The sequence below is a fragment of the Clostridium sp. OF09-36 genome (assembly GCF_003481985.1).
Classification (GTDB): Bacteria; Bacillota; Clostridia; order Lachnospirales; family Lachnospiraceae; genus Brotaphodocola.
Genome location: NZ_QUMD01000019.1, coordinates 46,301 through 62,333 on the forward strand (window position 1 = coordinate 46,301; position 16,033 = coordinate 62,333).

28 protein-coding genes and 1 pseudogene are annotated in these 16,033 nt (G+C 45.8%); 22 read left to right on the forward strand and 7 right to left on the reverse strand.

Annotated features, from left to right (window positions below):
* Positions 1–110: 110 nt before the first annotated feature.
* The 5 genes from DXA97_RS13805 to DXA97_RS13825 form a co-directional block, all read right to left on the reverse strand.
* Complete coding sequence (locus DXA97_RS13805) at positions 111–1,382, reverse strand: site-specific integrase (RefSeq protein ID WP_118720792.1); 1,272 nt, start codon at positions 1,380–1,382, stop codon at positions 111–113.
* Positions 1,383–1,581: 199 nt separating this feature from the next.
* On the reverse strand, positions 1,582–2,529 hold the full coding sequence (locus DXA97_RS13810; protein WP_118720793.1) for an Abi family protein: 948 nt from the start codon (positions 2,527–2,529) through the stop codon (positions 1,582–1,584).
* 279 nt (positions 2,530–2,808) lie between these two features.
* Entirely contained in the window at positions 2,809–3,045 is a 237-nt protein-coding gene (locus DXA97_RS13815) for a hypothetical protein (protein ID WP_182436908.1), read from the reverse strand.
* Between the two features lie 59 nt (positions 3,046–3,104).
* Entirely contained in the window at positions 3,105–3,329 is a 225-nt protein-coding gene (locus DXA97_RS13820; protein ID WP_118720795.1) for a hypothetical protein, read from the reverse strand.
* Between the two features lie 15 nt (positions 3,330–3,344).
* The gene (locus DXA97_RS13825) at positions 3,345–3,752 is read right to left on the reverse strand and encodes a helix-turn-helix transcriptional regulator (protein ID WP_118720797.1); all 408 of its coding nucleotides are present in this window, start codon (positions 3,750–3,752) and stop codon (positions 3,345–3,347) included.
* A gap of 133 nt (positions 3,753–3,885) precedes the next feature.
* On the opposite strand from DXA97_RS13825, the gene DXA97_RS13830 reads away from it, so the two are divergent.
* On the forward strand, positions 3,886–4,107 hold the full coding sequence (locus DXA97_RS13830) for a helix-turn-helix transcriptional regulator (RefSeq protein WP_243107673.1): 222 nt from the start codon (positions 3,886–3,888) through the stop codon (positions 4,105–4,107).
* 16 nt (positions 4,108–4,123) lie between these two features.
* Complete coding sequence (locus tag DXA97_RS20265; RefSeq protein ID WP_182436909.1) at positions 4,124–4,300, forward strand: hypothetical protein; 177 nt, start codon at positions 4,124–4,126, stop codon at positions 4,298–4,300.
* Here the strand turns inward: DXA97_RS20265 and DXA97_RS13835 are convergent.
* Positions 4,263–4,652: a DUF2513 domain-containing protein gene (locus DXA97_RS13835; RefSeq protein ID WP_118720799.1), complete on the reverse strand. Its 390-nt coding sequence runs from the start codon at positions 4,650–4,652 to the stop codon at positions 4,263–4,265. The genes DXA97_RS20265 and DXA97_RS13835 overlap by 38 nt on opposite strands.
* Before the next feature lie 119 nt (positions 4,653–4,771).
* On the opposite strand from DXA97_RS13835, the gene DXA97_RS13840 reads away from it, so the two are divergent.
* Positions 4,772–5,008, forward strand: a complete 237-nt coding sequence (locus tag DXA97_RS13840; protein ID WP_118720801.1) for a helix-turn-helix transcriptional regulator — start codon at positions 4,772–4,774, stop codon at positions 5,006–5,008.
* 72 nt (positions 5,009–5,080) lie between these two features.
* On the opposite strand, the gene DXA97_RS13845 is transcribed toward DXA97_RS13840, so the two are convergent.
* Entirely contained in the window at positions 5,081–6,184 is a 1,104-nt protein-coding gene (locus DXA97_RS13845) for a hypothetical protein (RefSeq protein ID WP_118720803.1), read from the reverse strand.
* A 155-nt stretch (positions 6,185–6,339) separates the two neighbouring features.
* On the opposite strand from DXA97_RS13845, the gene DXA97_RS13850 reads away from it, so the two are divergent.
* The 19 genes and pseudogenes from DXA97_RS13850 to DXA97_RS13935 all read left to right on the forward strand — a co-directional run.
* Positions 6,340–6,552, forward strand: a complete 213-nt coding sequence (locus DXA97_RS13850; RefSeq protein WP_118720805.1) for a helix-turn-helix domain-containing protein — start codon at positions 6,340–6,342, stop codon at positions 6,550–6,552.
* A complete protein-coding gene (locus DXA97_RS13855; RefSeq protein WP_118720807.1) occupies positions 6,539–6,748 on the forward strand; it encodes a hypothetical protein in 210 nt (69 codons plus the stop codon). Before DXA97_RS13850 ends, DXA97_RS13855 begins: the two co-directional genes overlap by 14 nt.
* A gap of 15 nt (positions 6,749–6,763) precedes the next feature.
* Positions 6,764–7,060, forward strand: coding sequence for a hypothetical protein (locus DXA97_RS13860; RefSeq protein ID WP_118720809.1), 297 nt, complete (start codon positions 6,764–6,766; stop codon positions 7,058–7,060).
* A 48-nt stretch (positions 7,061–7,108) separates the two neighbouring features.
* Positions 7,109–7,477: a hypothetical protein gene (locus DXA97_RS13865; RefSeq protein WP_118720811.1), complete on the forward strand. Its 369-nt coding sequence runs from the start codon at positions 7,109–7,111 to the stop codon at positions 7,475–7,477.
* Positions 7,467–7,700: a hypothetical protein gene (locus tag DXA97_RS13870; protein WP_118720813.1), complete on the forward strand. Its 234-nt coding sequence runs from the start codon at positions 7,467–7,469 to the stop codon at positions 7,698–7,700. The genes DXA97_RS13865 and DXA97_RS13870 overlap by 11 nt, the downstream gene beginning before the upstream one ends.
* Positions 7,700–8,353 (forward strand): YqaJ viral recombinase family protein, encoded by a 654-nt coding sequence (locus DXA97_RS13875; protein ID WP_118720815.1) that lies wholly within the window; start codon positions 7,700–7,702, stop codon positions 8,351–8,353. The genes DXA97_RS13870 and DXA97_RS13875 overlap by 1 nt, the downstream gene beginning before the upstream one ends.
* Before the next feature lie 13 nt (positions 8,354–8,366).
* Positions 8,367–9,065 (forward strand): DUF1351 domain-containing protein, encoded by a 699-nt coding sequence (locus tag DXA97_RS13880; protein WP_243107674.1) that lies wholly within the window; start codon positions 8,367–8,369, stop codon positions 9,063–9,065.
* Positions 9,065–9,271 carry a hypothetical protein gene (locus DXA97_RS21020; RefSeq protein WP_243107675.1) on the forward strand — a complete coding sequence of 69 codons (207 nt, stop codon included), beginning with the start codon at positions 9,065–9,067 and terminating at the stop codon, positions 9,269–9,271. Before DXA97_RS13880 ends, DXA97_RS21020 begins: the two co-directional genes overlap by 1 nt.
* Positions 9,272–9,287: 16 nt before the next feature.
* Positions 9,288–10,271, forward strand: coding sequence for a recombinase RecT (locus DXA97_RS13885; RefSeq protein WP_118720817.1), 984 nt, complete (start codon positions 9,288–9,290; stop codon positions 10,269–10,271).
* 20 nt (positions 10,272–10,291) lie between these two features.
* Positions 10,292–10,735 (forward strand): hypothetical protein, encoded by a 444-nt coding sequence (locus tag DXA97_RS13890; protein ID WP_118720819.1) that lies wholly within the window; start codon positions 10,292–10,294, stop codon positions 10,733–10,735.
* Positions 10,736–10,749: 14 nt separating this feature from the next.
* Entirely contained in the window at positions 10,750–11,508 is a 759-nt protein-coding gene (locus DXA97_RS13895; RefSeq protein ID WP_118720821.1) for a hypothetical protein, read from the forward strand.
* A 114-nt stretch (positions 11,509–11,622) separates the two neighbouring features.
* Positions 11,623–12,504, forward strand: a complete 882-nt coding sequence (locus DXA97_RS13900; protein WP_118720823.1) for a DUF4373 domain-containing protein — start codon at positions 11,623–11,625, stop codon at positions 12,502–12,504.
* A 206-nt stretch (positions 12,505–12,710) separates the two neighbouring features.
* Positions 12,711–12,884, forward strand: a complete 174-nt coding sequence (locus DXA97_RS20270; RefSeq protein ID WP_182436912.1) for a hypothetical protein — start codon at positions 12,711–12,713, stop codon at positions 12,882–12,884.
* Positions 12,885–12,894: 10 nt separating this feature from the next.
* Positions 12,895–14,352 (forward strand): hypothetical protein, encoded by a 1,458-nt coding sequence (locus DXA97_RS13910; RefSeq protein ID WP_118720827.1) that lies wholly within the window; start codon positions 12,895–12,897, stop codon positions 14,350–14,352.
* Positions 14,352–14,723, forward strand: a complete 372-nt coding sequence (locus tag DXA97_RS13915) for a hypothetical protein (RefSeq protein ID WP_118720829.1) — start codon at positions 14,352–14,354, stop codon at positions 14,721–14,723. The genes DXA97_RS13910 and DXA97_RS13915 overlap by 1 nt, the downstream gene beginning before the upstream one ends.
* A 17-nt stretch (positions 14,724–14,740) precedes the next feature.
* Complete coding sequence (locus DXA97_RS13920; protein WP_118720831.1) at positions 14,741–14,953, forward strand: hypothetical protein; 213 nt, start codon at positions 14,741–14,743, stop codon at positions 14,951–14,953.
* Positions 14,954–14,968: 15 nt separating this feature from the next.
* Positions 14,969–15,148 (forward strand): hypothetical protein, encoded by a 180-nt coding sequence (locus DXA97_RS13925; protein ID WP_118720833.1) that lies wholly within the window; start codon positions 14,969–14,971, stop codon positions 15,146–15,148.
* Positions 15,149–15,457: a hypothetical protein gene (locus DXA97_RS13930; protein WP_118720835.1), complete on the forward strand. Its 309-nt coding sequence runs from the start codon at positions 15,149–15,151 to the stop codon at positions 15,455–15,457. It abuts the gene before it with no gap.
* Positions 15,458–15,762: 305 nt separating this feature from the next.
* Positions 15,763–16,033: pseudogene (locus tag DXA97_RS13935) on the forward strand (RNA polymerase subunit sigma-70); the annotation flags it as partial.

Sequence of the window (16,033 nt, forward strand, 5' to 3'; positions counted from 1 at the left end):
CTGTGAGACGATCGCGCTGCTGACCCGCGTAAAATAAGGGTTTGTGGGCTTTCTGGGCGACCACGAAAGCCCATTTGACTACGATTTGACAACACTTTTTTGAGATGTTGTCAAAGACTGGCAGCTTTTTCAAAGATTTCTACGCTGCGTTCTGCCATTTTTTCGGTGGCGTGAGTGTAGATCTGCAAGGTGGTGTTGATATCAGCGTGTCCCAGGCGCATCTGGACATCCTTGATATCGGCACCATTTTCTATTAAGAGGGTGGCGTGAGTGTGCCGGAGGGAATGATAGTCGAAAGCCATATTCAGCTCATGGTGGATTACCCTTGCGCAGTATTTAAAGGAGTCGGGGCTGATAAATTCCCCGTTTTCCCGGACGCACAGGAAGTCCACGCGTTGTAGGGCACAGCTAATGCTGTGTTCAACCGGAACAATCCGGTATATACCATTTCCTTTTTCATCTTTCTCCGGTTTTAGATAATAATCTGTGTAATATTCGCCATAGAGAAGCCGGTTCTTTTTCTGTGTGACTAGAGCATGCTTTAACGCTTTGTAGAGAGCATCTCCAAATTTGATGGTGCGGATGGAATTGATTGTTTTTGGTGTTCCAAAGTACCAGGCTGATTTTTCTTCCTTCTTTCCCTTCTGTTCCAGCACCTTACGGACATCAACCCCATAATTTCGTTTTACGATAGTCTTTTTGACGGACAGAGTGCGGTTTTCCATGTCGATATCATCCCAGCATAACGCAAAGGTCTCGCTGAGACGTAAACCGGTATAATAGGCAATCATAAGCGGCAGATAAAAATTGCTGTCTTCCGGAAAACGTTCCAGAATTTTTTTAAATTCGTCTGGACGGATAACATAGCGCTGTTTTGGAGCTTTCTCAAATTTTGGCAGTTTTATCCGGGCGCAGGGGTTTTCTCTGACATACTGCAGCGGTTCTATAGCATATTCATAGGCAGCCGATAATACTCGCAAGATTCCAAGGACGGATGATTTTGCTAGGCCGTCAATCCTTAACTGATTCACATATTCCTGTATGGCAGCAGTGGTCAGCGATTTTAGCCGGTACTGCCCGAAACGTGGCTTTAACCGATTCTCTACAATATAGAGATAACCAAGCTGCGTATTGTATTTTAAATTCGTTTTGCAATAGTTATCAAACCAGTAGTCCAGATAGTCGGACACGCTGAGTTCAGATGGTGTGAATGATTGGCCGGAAGAGTTGTATTCATTCATTGCTGCAGTTCCGGCTGTCTGGGCCTCAGCCTTGGTACGGAATCCGCCTTTTGAGATAGATTTTCGTTTCCCGTTCACCGGCGCAGCTTCAAAGCTGTATTGCCAGGTTGATCCACGTTTCCTTGTTCTTAATTGTCCCATATATCATTCTCCTTTCGTGTGGGTGTTGCGACGTCGCAACGGTAAAATAGGTACAAAAAATACGCCCCTTGCCAGGGCGCTTCGGAGATGATATAATTCAGGTGTTCAAGCTGATATATCAAGCCGGAGCAATCTGGCAAGAGAAATCTATGTAAAGCCGTTCGGTGCTGGTAACACCGGGCGGTTTTGCTATATGAATTTAATTAGGTAATGATCCGAGATCCTTCCAGTTGGTTGGAAAGCCCATTTCTTTTAATACATCGTCTGGTGATAAGACCGATAATTTTTTATTCAAATTACGAATAGATCGCGAAAGCTCTTCTGTCATTCTTTTGTAGTCATTATGAGATAGAAGGCGTCTTAAAGCAATGAGCGCTGCAAATAGATCACGTTTTCCTTGCATGTATTCATCCCTACTGTTTTTTGCAATGCCCATTTGATCGTGCAATTTGGTATCAATCAATGCCTTTTTAGTTCTGTAGCAATAAAGCCGATTTCCGTGAGCACAGAAATTTCGAATGGCAGAGAGATACATTAAGGCGTTTTCAAGTTCGTTGTCCATAATTCCAAATGTCCGCGAAACATCTTGGCGTTCTTTCACCTGCATCAGACTATAAAATTTGCTGATAGTGCCAAATGTCAAAATATTATTGAGGACCCAAAGCGGGATATATCCATATTCTTTTAAGTAGTGGGATATACTAGGATCACTCGTGCGGCTTGCAATTTGGCGTTGGATTTCGGAAATTAAAGATGTAATATTGGTTTGAGCATCCTTAACTTTCGTATTAAAATTGTTATACAACAAATAATTGCTGTGTCCATATTTCATGGGAAAGTAATAGGCAATTAAATTTTTTACATGAGTTTCAACTCTTAATATGTAACGGAAGAAAATATCGCGTAGCACACGATCAAACTGATAAAGTGCATGTATTTCATATAAGGTTGTTCCATCTTTATAGTGATCTGGTCCAGCGCTGGAATCTAAAAATAATTTGTTATATCCATTTATTAGATTGTAGTACCCTTCTTTGGCAAGAACGGTTTTTGCATATGCTTTGTCCTCGTCAGAATCAATCTTTATTCCTCTTTGCGTCAAAATAACTATAAGCTCTTCATGGGTTTTGAATGGTTTATCTCCCATAAAATCCTCCTTGAAAATAAAAAGACCCCGGGCCCGAAGGACACCGGAGTACGTTCCATATAGTATATGAAGAACACATCGAAGTATGCGTTCTTTGTTCCTACACTATATCATTTTAGTGCGCCTGTGTCAACAGAAATTTGTCAATATGTAAAAATAAACAATCATTCAACGATATATTTGGCTGAATTACTATTGCTCTCATTGCATTTGTACAATGTGTTACTTAATAATTGTTGATAGATAGATTGGAATGTAAAATGCGTCATATATAGGTAGTCATTTCGGTGATGTGATCCCCAACTGTTCGGAATTTCCGAACAGTTGAATTTCCTCTAATTCGTGATCAAGATAGATATTTTTGATATGTTCACTGATTGAGGATTTTGAAACTTGGTATGGTTCGCACATGGAACGCTGGGTCATCCAAATAGTATCATCATTGAAATAAGCATCGACTTTGGTATCTCCCTTTTCATTTTGGTATATTAAAATGTTTCCGGTATTTGTATCCATGGAATCCTTTCTGCAATAGTATTGCTCTTCAAAACTTTTCTATGACAATCAGCGCTGGGTTACATAGCCATTTCAATCGCATCTGCATCAGCTTTGCCAAAATCATCCCGCATGATGTGCTCCAGGGCGTGCTGATATGCGATCATCTGCCTGGCCTGGCTGATCCGGGCATTTATGATAATGGTAAAGCTGCCGTCTTCGTTCGGATGCACTTCTTCTTCCACAGCGGTATCCATATCAAGAAAGTATACCCCGATGGCTTCTGTCAGCAGTGGGTTATTCATATAGGTCTCCTTTGCTTAACACGGTTCGTCCGGATCGCCTTTTTCCTGAGCTTTCAGGCTCTTCATAAATTCGATGTGTGCTTTCAGGCGTTCCGGCGGGATGTCTCTGGCAACGTGGAAGAGGGTGCGCAGCTCTGGGTTCTCAAAAACTTCTTGAGCTATTTCTCTGGTTTCGTCATTTATATAGTAATGACCAACTGTCTCAGGAAGAACAGTAGTTTTGTCAGTTCGTCCCAATAGATAATCAATATCTACATTAAAAAAATCTGCAATTTTTTCGAGAGTTTCAAAATCAGGTTCTCTTGCTCCTGTTTCATACATTCCTATAGTACTTCTGGATATTCCCAATTTTTCAGCCATTTCAGCTTGTGTAAGTCCACATGAATTTCTAAGTCGTTTAAATATATTTTGAAAGTCGCCCATGCTGTACCTCCTTATGAATTGATGTTATCACATAACGTGATAAAAGTAAATGTAAAAATGTCACAAAATGTGATTGACACTATACGTGACTGGTGCTATACTAAAACCAGTCACAGAGAGTGACAAACAGGAGGTGATAAAGTTGGTTCCGTACGGAAAGCGATTAATTAAGCTGAGAGGAAACAGAAGTCAGGCAGAAGTCGCAAAAGCAGTTGGAATTGCTACGTCAACACTTGGAATGTATGAGACGGAACAGCGCGTTCCAAGAGATTCTACAAAGATTGCGCTTGCAAAGTATTATAAGACAACTGTGCAAAAAATTTTTTTACCGAAGATGTCACATAAAGTGACATAGAGAGGAGGCGAGATACGTGGAATTAAAAGAAGTTTCAATCGATGCCAATGAAAGAATATTTCTGAATGGCAAAGAAATTGAGAATGTAACAGGGTATAAACTCGAACACTTCGCTGACTCATCAGAACCAGCGAAGCTTACAGTGACAATGTATGTTAATGTAGGCCGAGTTTGTTCTGAATCGCAGAAGTGACAACACTAACTGCAATGTCTTTTAAAGCATGAAGCGATTCAGATCCAACATTTTTAGCAATGGATTTAGTTTTGTTCCAAGTGCTTTCGGAACGAATATCAGCTAAAAACTGGTGTCCAGTATAGGTGAGGTCAAATATTCTCCATATTTGAGGAGAGATATAACCTATAACATTCATTGATTTTGCATTCAGCAATTCTGCATCGATCATTTGAAGGCAATGATAATTCAGTTCTTCAATCGAATATGCAGGTAAGTGGTCATGCAGTTGTTGGACTGTATAAGAAGAATTGTAATTCATGTTTTCGACAGTAATGAGGATATCGCGAATGCAATCGGGATTTAGTTTCATGGTATATCTCCTTTCTTTCGTACTTGGCGCTGCGATGCCGGTACGGAAAGTATAACACTGAGGAGACATGGAAGACAAGATTGAAACCGTAAATCTGATATAGAGAGGAGGCGAGGAACGTGGAAAAACATTCTGGTTACGATGCCATTATCGATAACATCAAAATGCTTATCAGCAAAAAGGGTATGAAACAATCCGTTGTAGCTGAGCGGGCAGGCTTTACACCGCAGGAGTTCAGCAACATTTTGAATGAGCGAAGAAAGCTTCTGAGAATTGAATTTATGCCGCCAATCGCTAAGGCATTGGATGTAGATATGAATGAGCTGTATGGGGTAGAAGGGAAGGAGGTGGTGTGATGGAAGATAAAAAGAACCCACAGTTTCCAGAATGGAAAATATGGATTCTCACTTCGTTGGTAGTTAGTCAGATTATGACGGCTGTTCAGCTTCATCAGGCGAATCAGGAGCTGTGGAAGGCTGTGATTCAGCAGGATGAGGCTTTGGTTCAGTTGAGTCAAGAGTTGGTTCAGCAGAAACAGGAGCTGGTTCAGCTTGGTCAGCGTTTGATTGAGCATCAGCAGAATGATATTCAGCAGAAGACGTCATTAAATCGACTTCTGGAGAATCGGATTCAGAATCCAGCTTGTAGTAAATAGTTTCCAATTTTTCAAGACCTTTTAAACAAGCTTCGTACTGTTTTTGCTGAATTTCAATCATTTCATCATTCTGCTGGATAGTGCGATCATTTTGCTCAATGATGGTTTTGTTTTGTTCAATGATGAGTTCGTTCTGTTGAATAAGTTTTGCATCGTTTTCCATTTCTTCCTGGTGGTATTGTTCCTGCCAAGCAGTGGGAGAAAGGCTCGCGATATATGAGGCAATCCAAAGTATTAAGGGAAATAAGATGGATCCAATTAAAAACTGAGTTTGCTCGGGAGATAGCTTAATTATGGTTTCGCGGTGAGCTGGTGGGTTTGATTTTTCATCATACTCAAAATCATCAGGAATCAGTTCTGCAGGAACTTCAACATATTTTGGGGCTATCCGTATGGCATCGAGCGCTGAAATTAAAGGTTCAAAGCCGGAGGATAACTGAGCACCAATATCAGCGGTGAACTGAAGCCCAAGTGATTTGGTGATGGACGAAAAATCATTTCTGATGGCGACAGTGGCAGAAGATTGAATCAGATTCGCAAACTCTGTACCGTAAGTTTTAGAAAATGAATTGACCAGATCATGCAGTGGCGATTTAAAAGCATCAGCAACTAAACTGCCGTAAATATTTTGTTGTTGCCTGGCCATGTCGATAACTGGTGAAGAGAAAAGCATACCGATTTCTTCTGATTGAGCACGAAACTGTTCAAACGGAAGCTGTGATTTCTCAAAGGCAGCAAGTGGCTGTTCAAAAGAGCGAAGAAGAGCCTGCTGTTGCGTAACAGTATCAATAAGTGGTGATGTGTAAAGCTTTCCGATTTGCTCTAACTGAGCATGAAATTGTTCAAAGGGAAATTTGAAATTATCTTTTTTACTCATGTAAATTCCTCAGTAGCGGTTAAAAGTTCCATATCTATTTTACTGAGAATGAATTGGGAAGCAATATTTTTATTTTGAAAAATTGATAGCTGAAATAGCAGCGGATTCGGCGTTGCAATCGAGGATCTGCTGGAATAAGAGAGGAGACGAACACAGTGGTAAGAGCATACGAACCGTTATACACGGTAAAAGAGGCGGCGAAGATACTGCGGGTTAATACATCTGCAGTATACAGACTGCTGAATGAAAAGCAGCTTATCGGGTTGCGCCTCGGATCAATCAAGATCCGCGGTGCTGACCTGGAGAAATTTATCGAACAGTATCCGGCGTATGAACCGGGGGAAGGAGGTTGCGATGGCGAAGCTTAACTTTATCGAGTCCCAGCACCCGCGGATGCTCAGCTATGTGGAGTGCCGGAGTGATCCGGCGGAAGAACCGGCGCCGGAGAAGCCATTATCTGACCGGTTGGGAGATCTGGCTGTGGATGTGATGGTTGTAGCTGCAGCGTTCTGCGGCGCGACCGGTTTTATGTTCTGGTTGTTTATTATTCTGGCATTGGCGTAGGAGGGAGGTGAGGACATGGTAGAGGTTACGTTTAATCGTGAGTTGACAGAGATTAGCGATTGCGTTCTGGCCATCACTGGCGGCAGAGTTGACCGTAAGCTAGAGGGCACATTTTATGCCTACGGTGAGACAGATGATGTCGCTCTGAAGCGGATGATCATCAGATTTGTAAAGACTGCAGTCTGTCAGGCGATTGATCCGGCGGAGCAGATGGGCGCTTATGAGGAGCTTCGTGCGATGATTGATGCCGAGATCAATCGTCTGAAAAGAGAAACCCCGGAAGCTGCAACTTCCAGGGAATCAGGGAAATAAGTATAAACTTACACCTCAATTATAAATTGGGAGAAATGGAGAGTCAAGATGGTAAAGGTAATTATTGAGGAAGATGATGGTGAACGCAAGGAATTTACCGGCGACTTTACCGTGGTAACAGTTGTATCTAATAAAGAACATGGCTACAGCACAAATAATTGCATTCGGGGTAAATACATTCGGAATCAGTTCCCGTATTTTCTTGCGCACACAGTGTTTGACAATATGAATTCCATTTATAAAGATGAAACGCCGACGGAACGTATCTTCCGGCTGGTTGAGTTTGAGAGCTACATGGAAGCTTTGGTTATGGGTGAAATCACAGAGAACAGAGATGCGCTGAATCTGTCAGATGAAGCAAATTTTATGCTGGATTTTATAAAACGCATGAAAGAAAAGGAGAACAATGGCAACTAATTTGATTATTCTCGGCCGCTGCCAGGTCAACCGCCTGCAGATAGGCCAGACAATCCGCTTCCACTCCCGGAACTTTGTGCGGGAGATGGTGATGACGATCCGGCGCATGCAGTGGTTAAAGGACCAGGTCATTATCTCCGGTGGCGAAGCAAATGATGTGGCGCTCAGCGTGTATGACTGGGTGGATTTGGTGTCGATAGAAAGGGAGAAAGAGGCAGTGTGATGTCGGTAACGAAGCAGGTGTTCGGCAGCCGCGAAGGGTGGCTCCAGGCGAGAAAAAATCATATTGGCGGATCTGACGCAGCCGCTTGCGTCGGGATGAACCCGTATAAGGACAACGTGCAGCTCTGGGAAGAAAAGGTGGGACTTGTGGAACCGGAAGACATTTCCGGTGAGGATTATGTCCGGTATGGAACAGAGGCGGAGCAACATCTCCGTGCTCTGTTCGTTCTGGATCATCCGGAATATACAGTCACTTACGATGAAAATAACATGTATCGGAATGACCGTTATCCGTGGATGCACGCATCTTTAGACGGAGAGCTGACAGATGAGCAGGGGCGGCGCGGGATCCTGGAGATTAAGACCACCGAGATTTTGCAGGGTAGTCAGTGGGAAAAATGGCGCGACAGAATACCGGACAACTACTTTTGCCAGGTGCTGCATTATCTGGCTGTCACGGAATGGGATTTTGTGGTGCTGAGAGCTCAGATTAAGAGCCAGAGACGAGGAGCACTGAACATCGAAACTCGGGATTACATCATCGAGCGGGGAGATGTTGAGGCGGATATCCAGTATTTGATTGATGCAGAGCGGAAGTTTTGGGATTGTGTCCAGAGTGGGCGCCGCCCCAATCTGATCCTTCCGGCAATTTAAAAAGGAGAAAAGTATGGAACTGAAAATTTACAGCCCGCAGGACACGGGTTTTATTAAGAAAATTGACTGGAACTTTGAAGAATTGAAAGAGCAGGTCACGGCCGCAGCGCAGGAATATGAAACATCTGTTTATACGGATGAGACAATCAAGGCTGCGAAAGCTGACCGGGCACAGCTTAATAAATTTGTGGATGCTTTAAATGGCAAACGTACCGAGATCCGCAAGAAGCTTCTGGAGCCGGACGAGCTCTTCGGGCAGCAGGTTAAGGAACTGACCGGAATTGTTAAGAATGCGATTGACAACATCGACAGCCAGATTAAGGGCTATGAGGAGCGCCAGAGATCCGAGAAGCTTGCAAAAGTCCGGGAGTTTTATGAGGAGAACGTTGCAGATCTGGCAGAGTATCTGCCTTGGGAGCGTGTGGTGAAGTCGGAATATGGCAATGCATCCAAGAGCATGAAGTCTATCAAGGAAGAGATCCTGGCGCTGATCCAGAAAGTTGCCGAGGGTATCGCAATCTTAAATGAGGTGGATAGTCCCTATGCCGGTGACATGAAGCAGGTATTTTTACGGACGTATGACATTGGCATGGCAATGGCAGAGCGTAACCGCCTGGAAGAGGACGAGAAACGCCGGAAGATCTATGCAGAGGAGCAGGAAAAGCTGAGAGCGGAGAGGGAAGCAAAGCGCAGACTGGAGCTGAGCGCGTGATGGGTGCGTGCAGACCGGTGGCTCCGGAGACAATGGTGCAGCAGCCGCAGGCACAGCAGTCTCAGTCTCAGCCGGTAGTCGAAACCGTAGAGAATCCGGTTACAGTGCTTGATTTTCGCGTATACGTTACCAGAGATCAGATGTTAAAGCTGAAAGGCTTTTTAAAAGAAAACGGCATCCGGTTTGAGCCGGTACCGAAACAGTAAAGGAGGATATTGAATCATGGCAGTAGGAAACAGTTTAGCGAAAAGAAACCAGAATCAGCAGGCAAGTGGACTTACCGCTTACCTGGCAAAGGATGCCGTCAGAAATCAGATCAACAGTGTTGTCGGCGGAAAGAACGGACCGCGTTTTATTTCCAGCATTGTATCTGCAGTACAGGTGAATCCGGCGCTGCAGGAATGCACGAACTCCAGTATCGTATCAGCTGCGCTCCTGGGAGAGTCACTGAATCTTTCCCCGAGCCCGCAGCTTGGTCAGTATTATATGGTACCGTATGACAACCGCAGTAAAGGCGCTAAGGAAGCGCAGTTTCAGCTTGGATATAAAGGATATATTCAGCTGGCAATTCGCTCAGGGCAGTATAAGAAGCTGAATGTACTGGCTATCAAAGAGGGTGAGCTTGTACGCTTTGATCCGCTGAATGAAGAAATTGAGGTCCGTCTTATTGAAGATGAAGAACTGAGAGAAGAAGCACCCACCGTTGGATATTATGCAATGTTTGAATATACCAATGGTTTCCGGAAAGCCCTTTACTGGAGCAAACGTAAGATGCTGGCTCATGCAGATAAGTTCAGCAAGGCGTTTTCGGTTGGTGAAACCACGATCAAGACCCGGTATGGAGAGAAAAAGAAAGTATCTTTCGCGGATTATGAAGCTGGAAATTATGCCAAAGAAGATGAATGGATGTATTCCAGTTTCTGGTACAAGGATTTTGACGGTATGGCATACAAGACCATGCTCCGTCAGCTGATTAGTAAGTGGGGCATTATGAGTATCGAACTGCAGTCTGCAATCAATGCGGATATGGCAGTGGTGCACGAAGACGGGGCCATGGATTACGTTGATAACGGACCGGAAGATGTTTATACAGATTACACGGTGACGGAGCCGAATAACTCTGATCAGCCAGCTGAGGAAGCTGAACAGGCAACAAAAGAAGATGCAGCACCTGCAGATAATGTGGAAGCTGATTTCTTTAATTAAAATGAGAGGAGCAGTACATAATGGCAAAGTTTATCAGCATGGACCGGTTCAAGGGGAGAGCGCTGCTGGAATTGTTTAACCGCGCAATGCGCCAGATTGCCAGTAATATCATGGACCCGAACACGGATCCAGAGAAAGCCAGAACATTGACCCTTAAGCTGACATTTAAGCCGGACAAGAGCCGGAGAAGCATGAAAACATCTTTTGCAGCCAATGTAAGTCTGGCACCGCCACTTGCGGAAGAAACTGTAATGTTGATTGGCCAGGATGCCCGCACTGGTAACATCCAGATGAGCGAGATCGACGACCAGTCCAATGCAGTTTCCGTCCAGGGCAATATGATTCCGGTTAAGGCTGAGGTGGTACCGCAGGCGCCGCCGGTTCAGGCATTTGATCCGGAGACGGGTGAGATTTACGAACCGGCATCGCAGCAGAAGGAACCCATTGATTTAAGAAAAGCATAAAGGAGAGTAAGAACATGTTTGAAGGATTGAAAGAAGCATTAGGTTATGTAGTGGAACTTGGAAACGATGCGGTAAGAACGGAAGTGATTGAGATTGCCGGAAAGACTTATGCACGCAGTGGTGGTGGAAGCCTGGAGCGTTATGATGAGGCGGATTATGCGGAGCCGGTAACTGCAGCTACGTTGACGGCGCTCTCTGATTACATTGAGAACTGCCATGAGGAGTTTTTAAACCGCAAGATGATCATCCATGTAGTGAGCCCGACCGAGGTCCGTTTGGTGTCTATCCTGGATGCCGATCGCAAGCGTGAGACTTTATTTGTAAGCAATGCAATCGTTTCGGAATTTATGTTCGGCCGTTGGTACGACCAGGAAAGCTTTATGATCGGCCTGCAGGCGAACTTCCAGCCGACCGTGGATTTGGATGTGATCATGAAGCTGGCCGGAAACATCGAAAAGAAGAACGACGCAGCTTATAGCGATGACGGTTGTACTCAGATTGTTACCATGCAGACCGGTGTAGCGACCAAAGGTGATGCGATTGTGCCGAATCCGGCAGTATTAAAACCGTTCCGGACCTTCCAGGAAGTGGACCAGCCGGAGAGCGCTTTTGTGTTCCGGATTGGCGACGGCGATGAACCGGCCTTTAAGTTGGTGGAAGCTGAAGGCGGTGTATGGCGCAACGTAGCAATCCAGAATATCAAAGACTATCTGGCAACGCTTCTGGCTGACATGCCGGAAGAGATCCAGAGCATGATTACAATTATCGGTTAATTAATGTTGTTACCTCTGCGGTTTAATGTGTCACAACAGAATGCCGCTGGTACTGCCCCGCTGACTTTGATAGCGGCGGGGCATATATAAAAGGAAAGCAGGTGAAGGTCGCCAATGGGTCGTCCGATCAAGACGGGGCTAAGCTACTTTCCGAAAGATGTGGATTTTTACAACGATTATAAAATTATGGATTTGCTGGAAAAGTATGGACCGGTCGGTGTCACTATTTATGAGGTCCTGTTGACAGAAATCTATAAAAATGGGTATTACCTGGCAGAGCCGATTGACCGGATATCCACGAAGATCGTCCGGATCATCGGTGCAAAATGGGTGCAAAAACGCCTTGTGTCACAAGTTATTCTTGATTGCGGGGAATTAGGGCTCTTCGAGACAACCCTCCTTCAGCATGGGGTTATAACCTCTGTGGGAATCCAGCGGCGATTCGCCATCGTCACTTCACGAAACAAGGTGAATAAAGAAAAATACTGGTTGATAGATGATTCTGGTCAACCTTTATTAAGTGCACCCTTAGACGGTATTTCTGCAACAGAAAAGCCGATTTCTGCAACAGAAACCCATAAAAATGATGCAGAAATTCCACAAAAGGAAAGTAAAGAAAATAAAAGAAAATTAAATAAAATCTCTAGGGAGAGCCAGCACGTTCCGGATCCTGCCTTGAATGCTGCATTGAATGGATATATAGAGTTTCGGGAGCAGGCGGGAAAGCCCATGACGGAACGCGGCATCCGGTTATTACTGGACGAGCTGGAGAAACTGTCCAGCAATCCACAGGAGCAGGCGGCAATCCTTGACCAGTCCACAAAAAATGGTTGGATTGGTGTGTATGAGCTGTCTGCCAAATCAAAAACCCCTGGCAAGACAGCGGCGGGTAAAGGTAATAAGTTTTGTAACTTTGAGCAGCGGGATACCGACTACGATGCAATGGTAGCGGCAGAGACCCGCAAGATGATAGAGGAGAGTGGAGAAGGTGAATGAGACAGAACGGCTTGTTATGAAGCTGTACGGTGAAGGAAAGTCGGTTGCAGACATTGCAGGCCGACTCGGAAAGAAAGAGTCAACGGTATATACATATCTGACTAAAAAACGGACAGCCTCAGCGCAAAAAGAAGAGCCAGCTGGGGATCAGCGCCTGGAGAATCAAGCAGGCCCGCAACAGAGCCAAGGAAGGAAGCAAGATCCGTGTGAAGAGCGTGAAGATACTCGGCGAGGGGAATATAAAGCATAAAAGCGTACCGGTTATGGCGCGGGTGTTATCAAAAGCCAGCAAGTACTTCTGCCTGGTGGAGCTGCCGGGCGGTACCCAGGAGTGTATCCTGTGGACGGATATGGTCGGCGAGACCATGGATCGGTATTGAAGGAGAAGACATGGGAGAGGAAGTTAAAAGTGCTGCTGAGATGCAGCAGGAAGAAATTGATAATTTTGAGGTCGATGCCGCGACTGCCAGCAGCTGGTATAAGCAGGTCAGCTATGATGATGCAAAGCTTTTTATCCGGACAAACCTCGAGTCTGCGGCAAGGAGCTTTATTGCGATCGGCTATTATCTCAAACTCATTCGGGATGGTGAACTGTATCGCGAAGAGGGGCACGAAAACATCTGGGACTTTGCACAGGCAGAATATGGCATCAGCAAGTCCACGGCCAGTCGTTACATGAGCATGAATGACCGGTTTGCCCTGGACGGCAACAGCCCGATCGTGGACCAGAAATATAAGGATTTCGGGAAGTCGAAGCTGCAGGAAATGCTGTATCTTACGGATGAGCAGCTGGAGCAGGTAACACCGGAAATGAAGGTCCAGGAGATCCGTTCCATGCGCCAGCCAAAAGAGATTCCATATTTTGAGATCGAGGGGCAGTTGGACTTGGAAAAGGACTTTCCGGAAGTGATTCCGGAAGGTGAGGGAGCAGCGCCGGTTATGACAGGGATGCCTGCGATGACGCAGCCGGCTACGATCCAGACAACAATGACTCTGGAGGAGATGATGGGCGGGGAGGAGCTGGGAGAAACTGTTGCGACATCGCAACAGGAAACACCATCGATGGTTTTGGAGACCGCTGCTCCACCATCGGAATCCGCTGCCGAAAAGCAGCACTCTGGGAAGTGCCTGCATAATCCGTTGTATGATTGCAGCATGGCAGATGAGGATAAGACTATCCCAGGAACCGGCGAGGATTGCACGCATTGTTGCTGCTGGGAATGTCCGAAACATGGAGACTGTAGACTGGAATGCTACGCTTCAGAGCGGCGAAAGTATCAGACAGAAGATGCGAAAACAGAAAAAGAGCTGGATCCGGAACCGATTGAGTATGACCGACATACCCTGGAGAACATGATTCAGGATGCCAAGGAAGCTTTCAATTTGATGAGCGAACACTGGATAAATAACCAGCCGTATACCTACGCCAAATATAGCATGATGATTCAGGCATATGAGATGTTGCTGCAGGTACATGATGCAGCTGATCCTGAGTCGGAAGAGGTTGAGCAGCCGGAGCTTCCTGTCATGAAAAACAACGACCAGCGGAAAGAGTGGTTGCGGAACTACGAGCCCTGGGGCGTGTGGTATAAGGATGAGCATATCGGCAGCACATTTTATAAATACGATTTCAAGTGCGGCGCTCGACTGATTGTTGAAGCGTTTGCCATCAAAAACTATTGCGGGAATTTTACTCACGCAAACTATCATCTGGTAGGCGGACCGGAACCGCCAAAAGGAGCAAATGGCTTTGAAAAATGGACAAGGCACGACGAATATAACCATTATCCGGATAATGAGACGGAGTTGGTGGAGTTTTTGAAGTACATACAGAAAGGGGAAAAGTGATGAATAGATTAACTCAGAAACGGGTAAATGGAATCAAAACCGGCTACTGGTCCGCCAGTAAGAGGGATGAGCTGGTGGCACGGCTGGCAGAGTATGAGGATACTGGCCTGGCGCCTGTAGAGGTGCTGAAGCTGAAACAGAATACAGTGCAGTGGATTCCGATGGCTAAGGAGTTGCCGGAATCAGCAGACTATGTGCTGATGTCATTCGAAAACTTTTCCCTCCCGGCTATTGGCCGGTACGAGGTAAATGACGAGGGTGATGGTGCATGGTATCTGGGGGATGACAATGGTGGAGACACATGCTGCAGTGTTGGATTATTTGTTAATGCGTGGATGCCGCTGCCGAATCCGTATACGGCAGTAAATTAAGATTTAGGAGTGATTGAATGGCACATATCGAGATATGGTGGAGATGTCCGGTTTGCAAGAAAGCGCATGATACTTGTGCAGATGCAATCAAATGCAGAAATTCTCACCCGATTGTATCTGAAAGATGGGCAGTAGGAAATAATGAGGCGGCGTACAAAATCAATGAAAACGTAGAACCTGGCTGGGTTGGAAGCGAGGAATGGGCGATGAAATTAGCTGACAAAAACTGAAATTTGGAGGTGCTAATGTATAAAAACAAAGAGGGATATCCGGATCCGACCGCAGGCCGTGCAGTCCGGAAGGCAGACAAGCCGCCGGAGGAGGTTATTAACTTCCGGCGGGCCATGAAGCTGATGAGTGTGATCTGCCATGTGCGGATCCTGGGCAAAGTAACCGTGATCGATGAGAGAGGCAGGCGGTGGTAGGTGGCTGTAACCAAAAGATATAAAGTTTACCGCTGTGACAAGCTGATTGGCGATTACACGGCGGTGGATGCAGCGGATATGCTTAAATGTACACCCGGGACTGTCCGGAGCTACGCCAGCGGTGGGAATAAGCTTTACGGTGAGTACACCTTTGAGGTCGTAGAGCCGGAGCCAGTGTGCAAGGCGGGGAAGTCCTGGACGATGACCAGGGATCAGGCGGTAGACTGGGAGGATACGCGGCAGCGGTTGTTGAGCAGTGGGGCGGATTTGAGCCGGTATGTGTTAAAGCCGGAACCGAGTTGGAGGTGATGTAACGTAATGAGAGTAGATGGATTCTTTTTCCTGAAAATGATGATGGGATTGGCATTATTTTTAATGACATTTTATCTAGGGTTCAGCGTGATAAAACGAGGAAAAGTTGAACTGCATGAATATGTCTGGATGTGGGTGTTTTGTCTTTGCTGGACATTGGTGTTTTTCTTAAAAAGATAAGGCGTATTGGAGGAGGTGAGCCCATTGGACAAGCAGATATTAAAAGACTACATAGATGCCTGCGCACAGGTTAAGGAGACCAAGGAGCAGATCCGGAGCTGCGCAAGGCCCGGAAGCAGATGGTGGCAGACACAAGCAAAGGATCGGCCCATGAGTTCCCTTACACGGTCCAGACGTATCATCTGGAGGGGCTGTCATATCCGACTGTGAAAGATCCCGGTGAGTTGGATCGTCTGGAAGAGGTTCTTGTGGAGCGGCTGCAGACTGCTGAGCGGATCAAGCGAGATGTGGAAGCGTGGATGAATACAATCCCGATGCGAATGCAGAGAATCATCCGGTACCGGATATTTGAGGACCTTCCGTGGGGGCAAGTGGCTGTGAGAATGGGCCGTA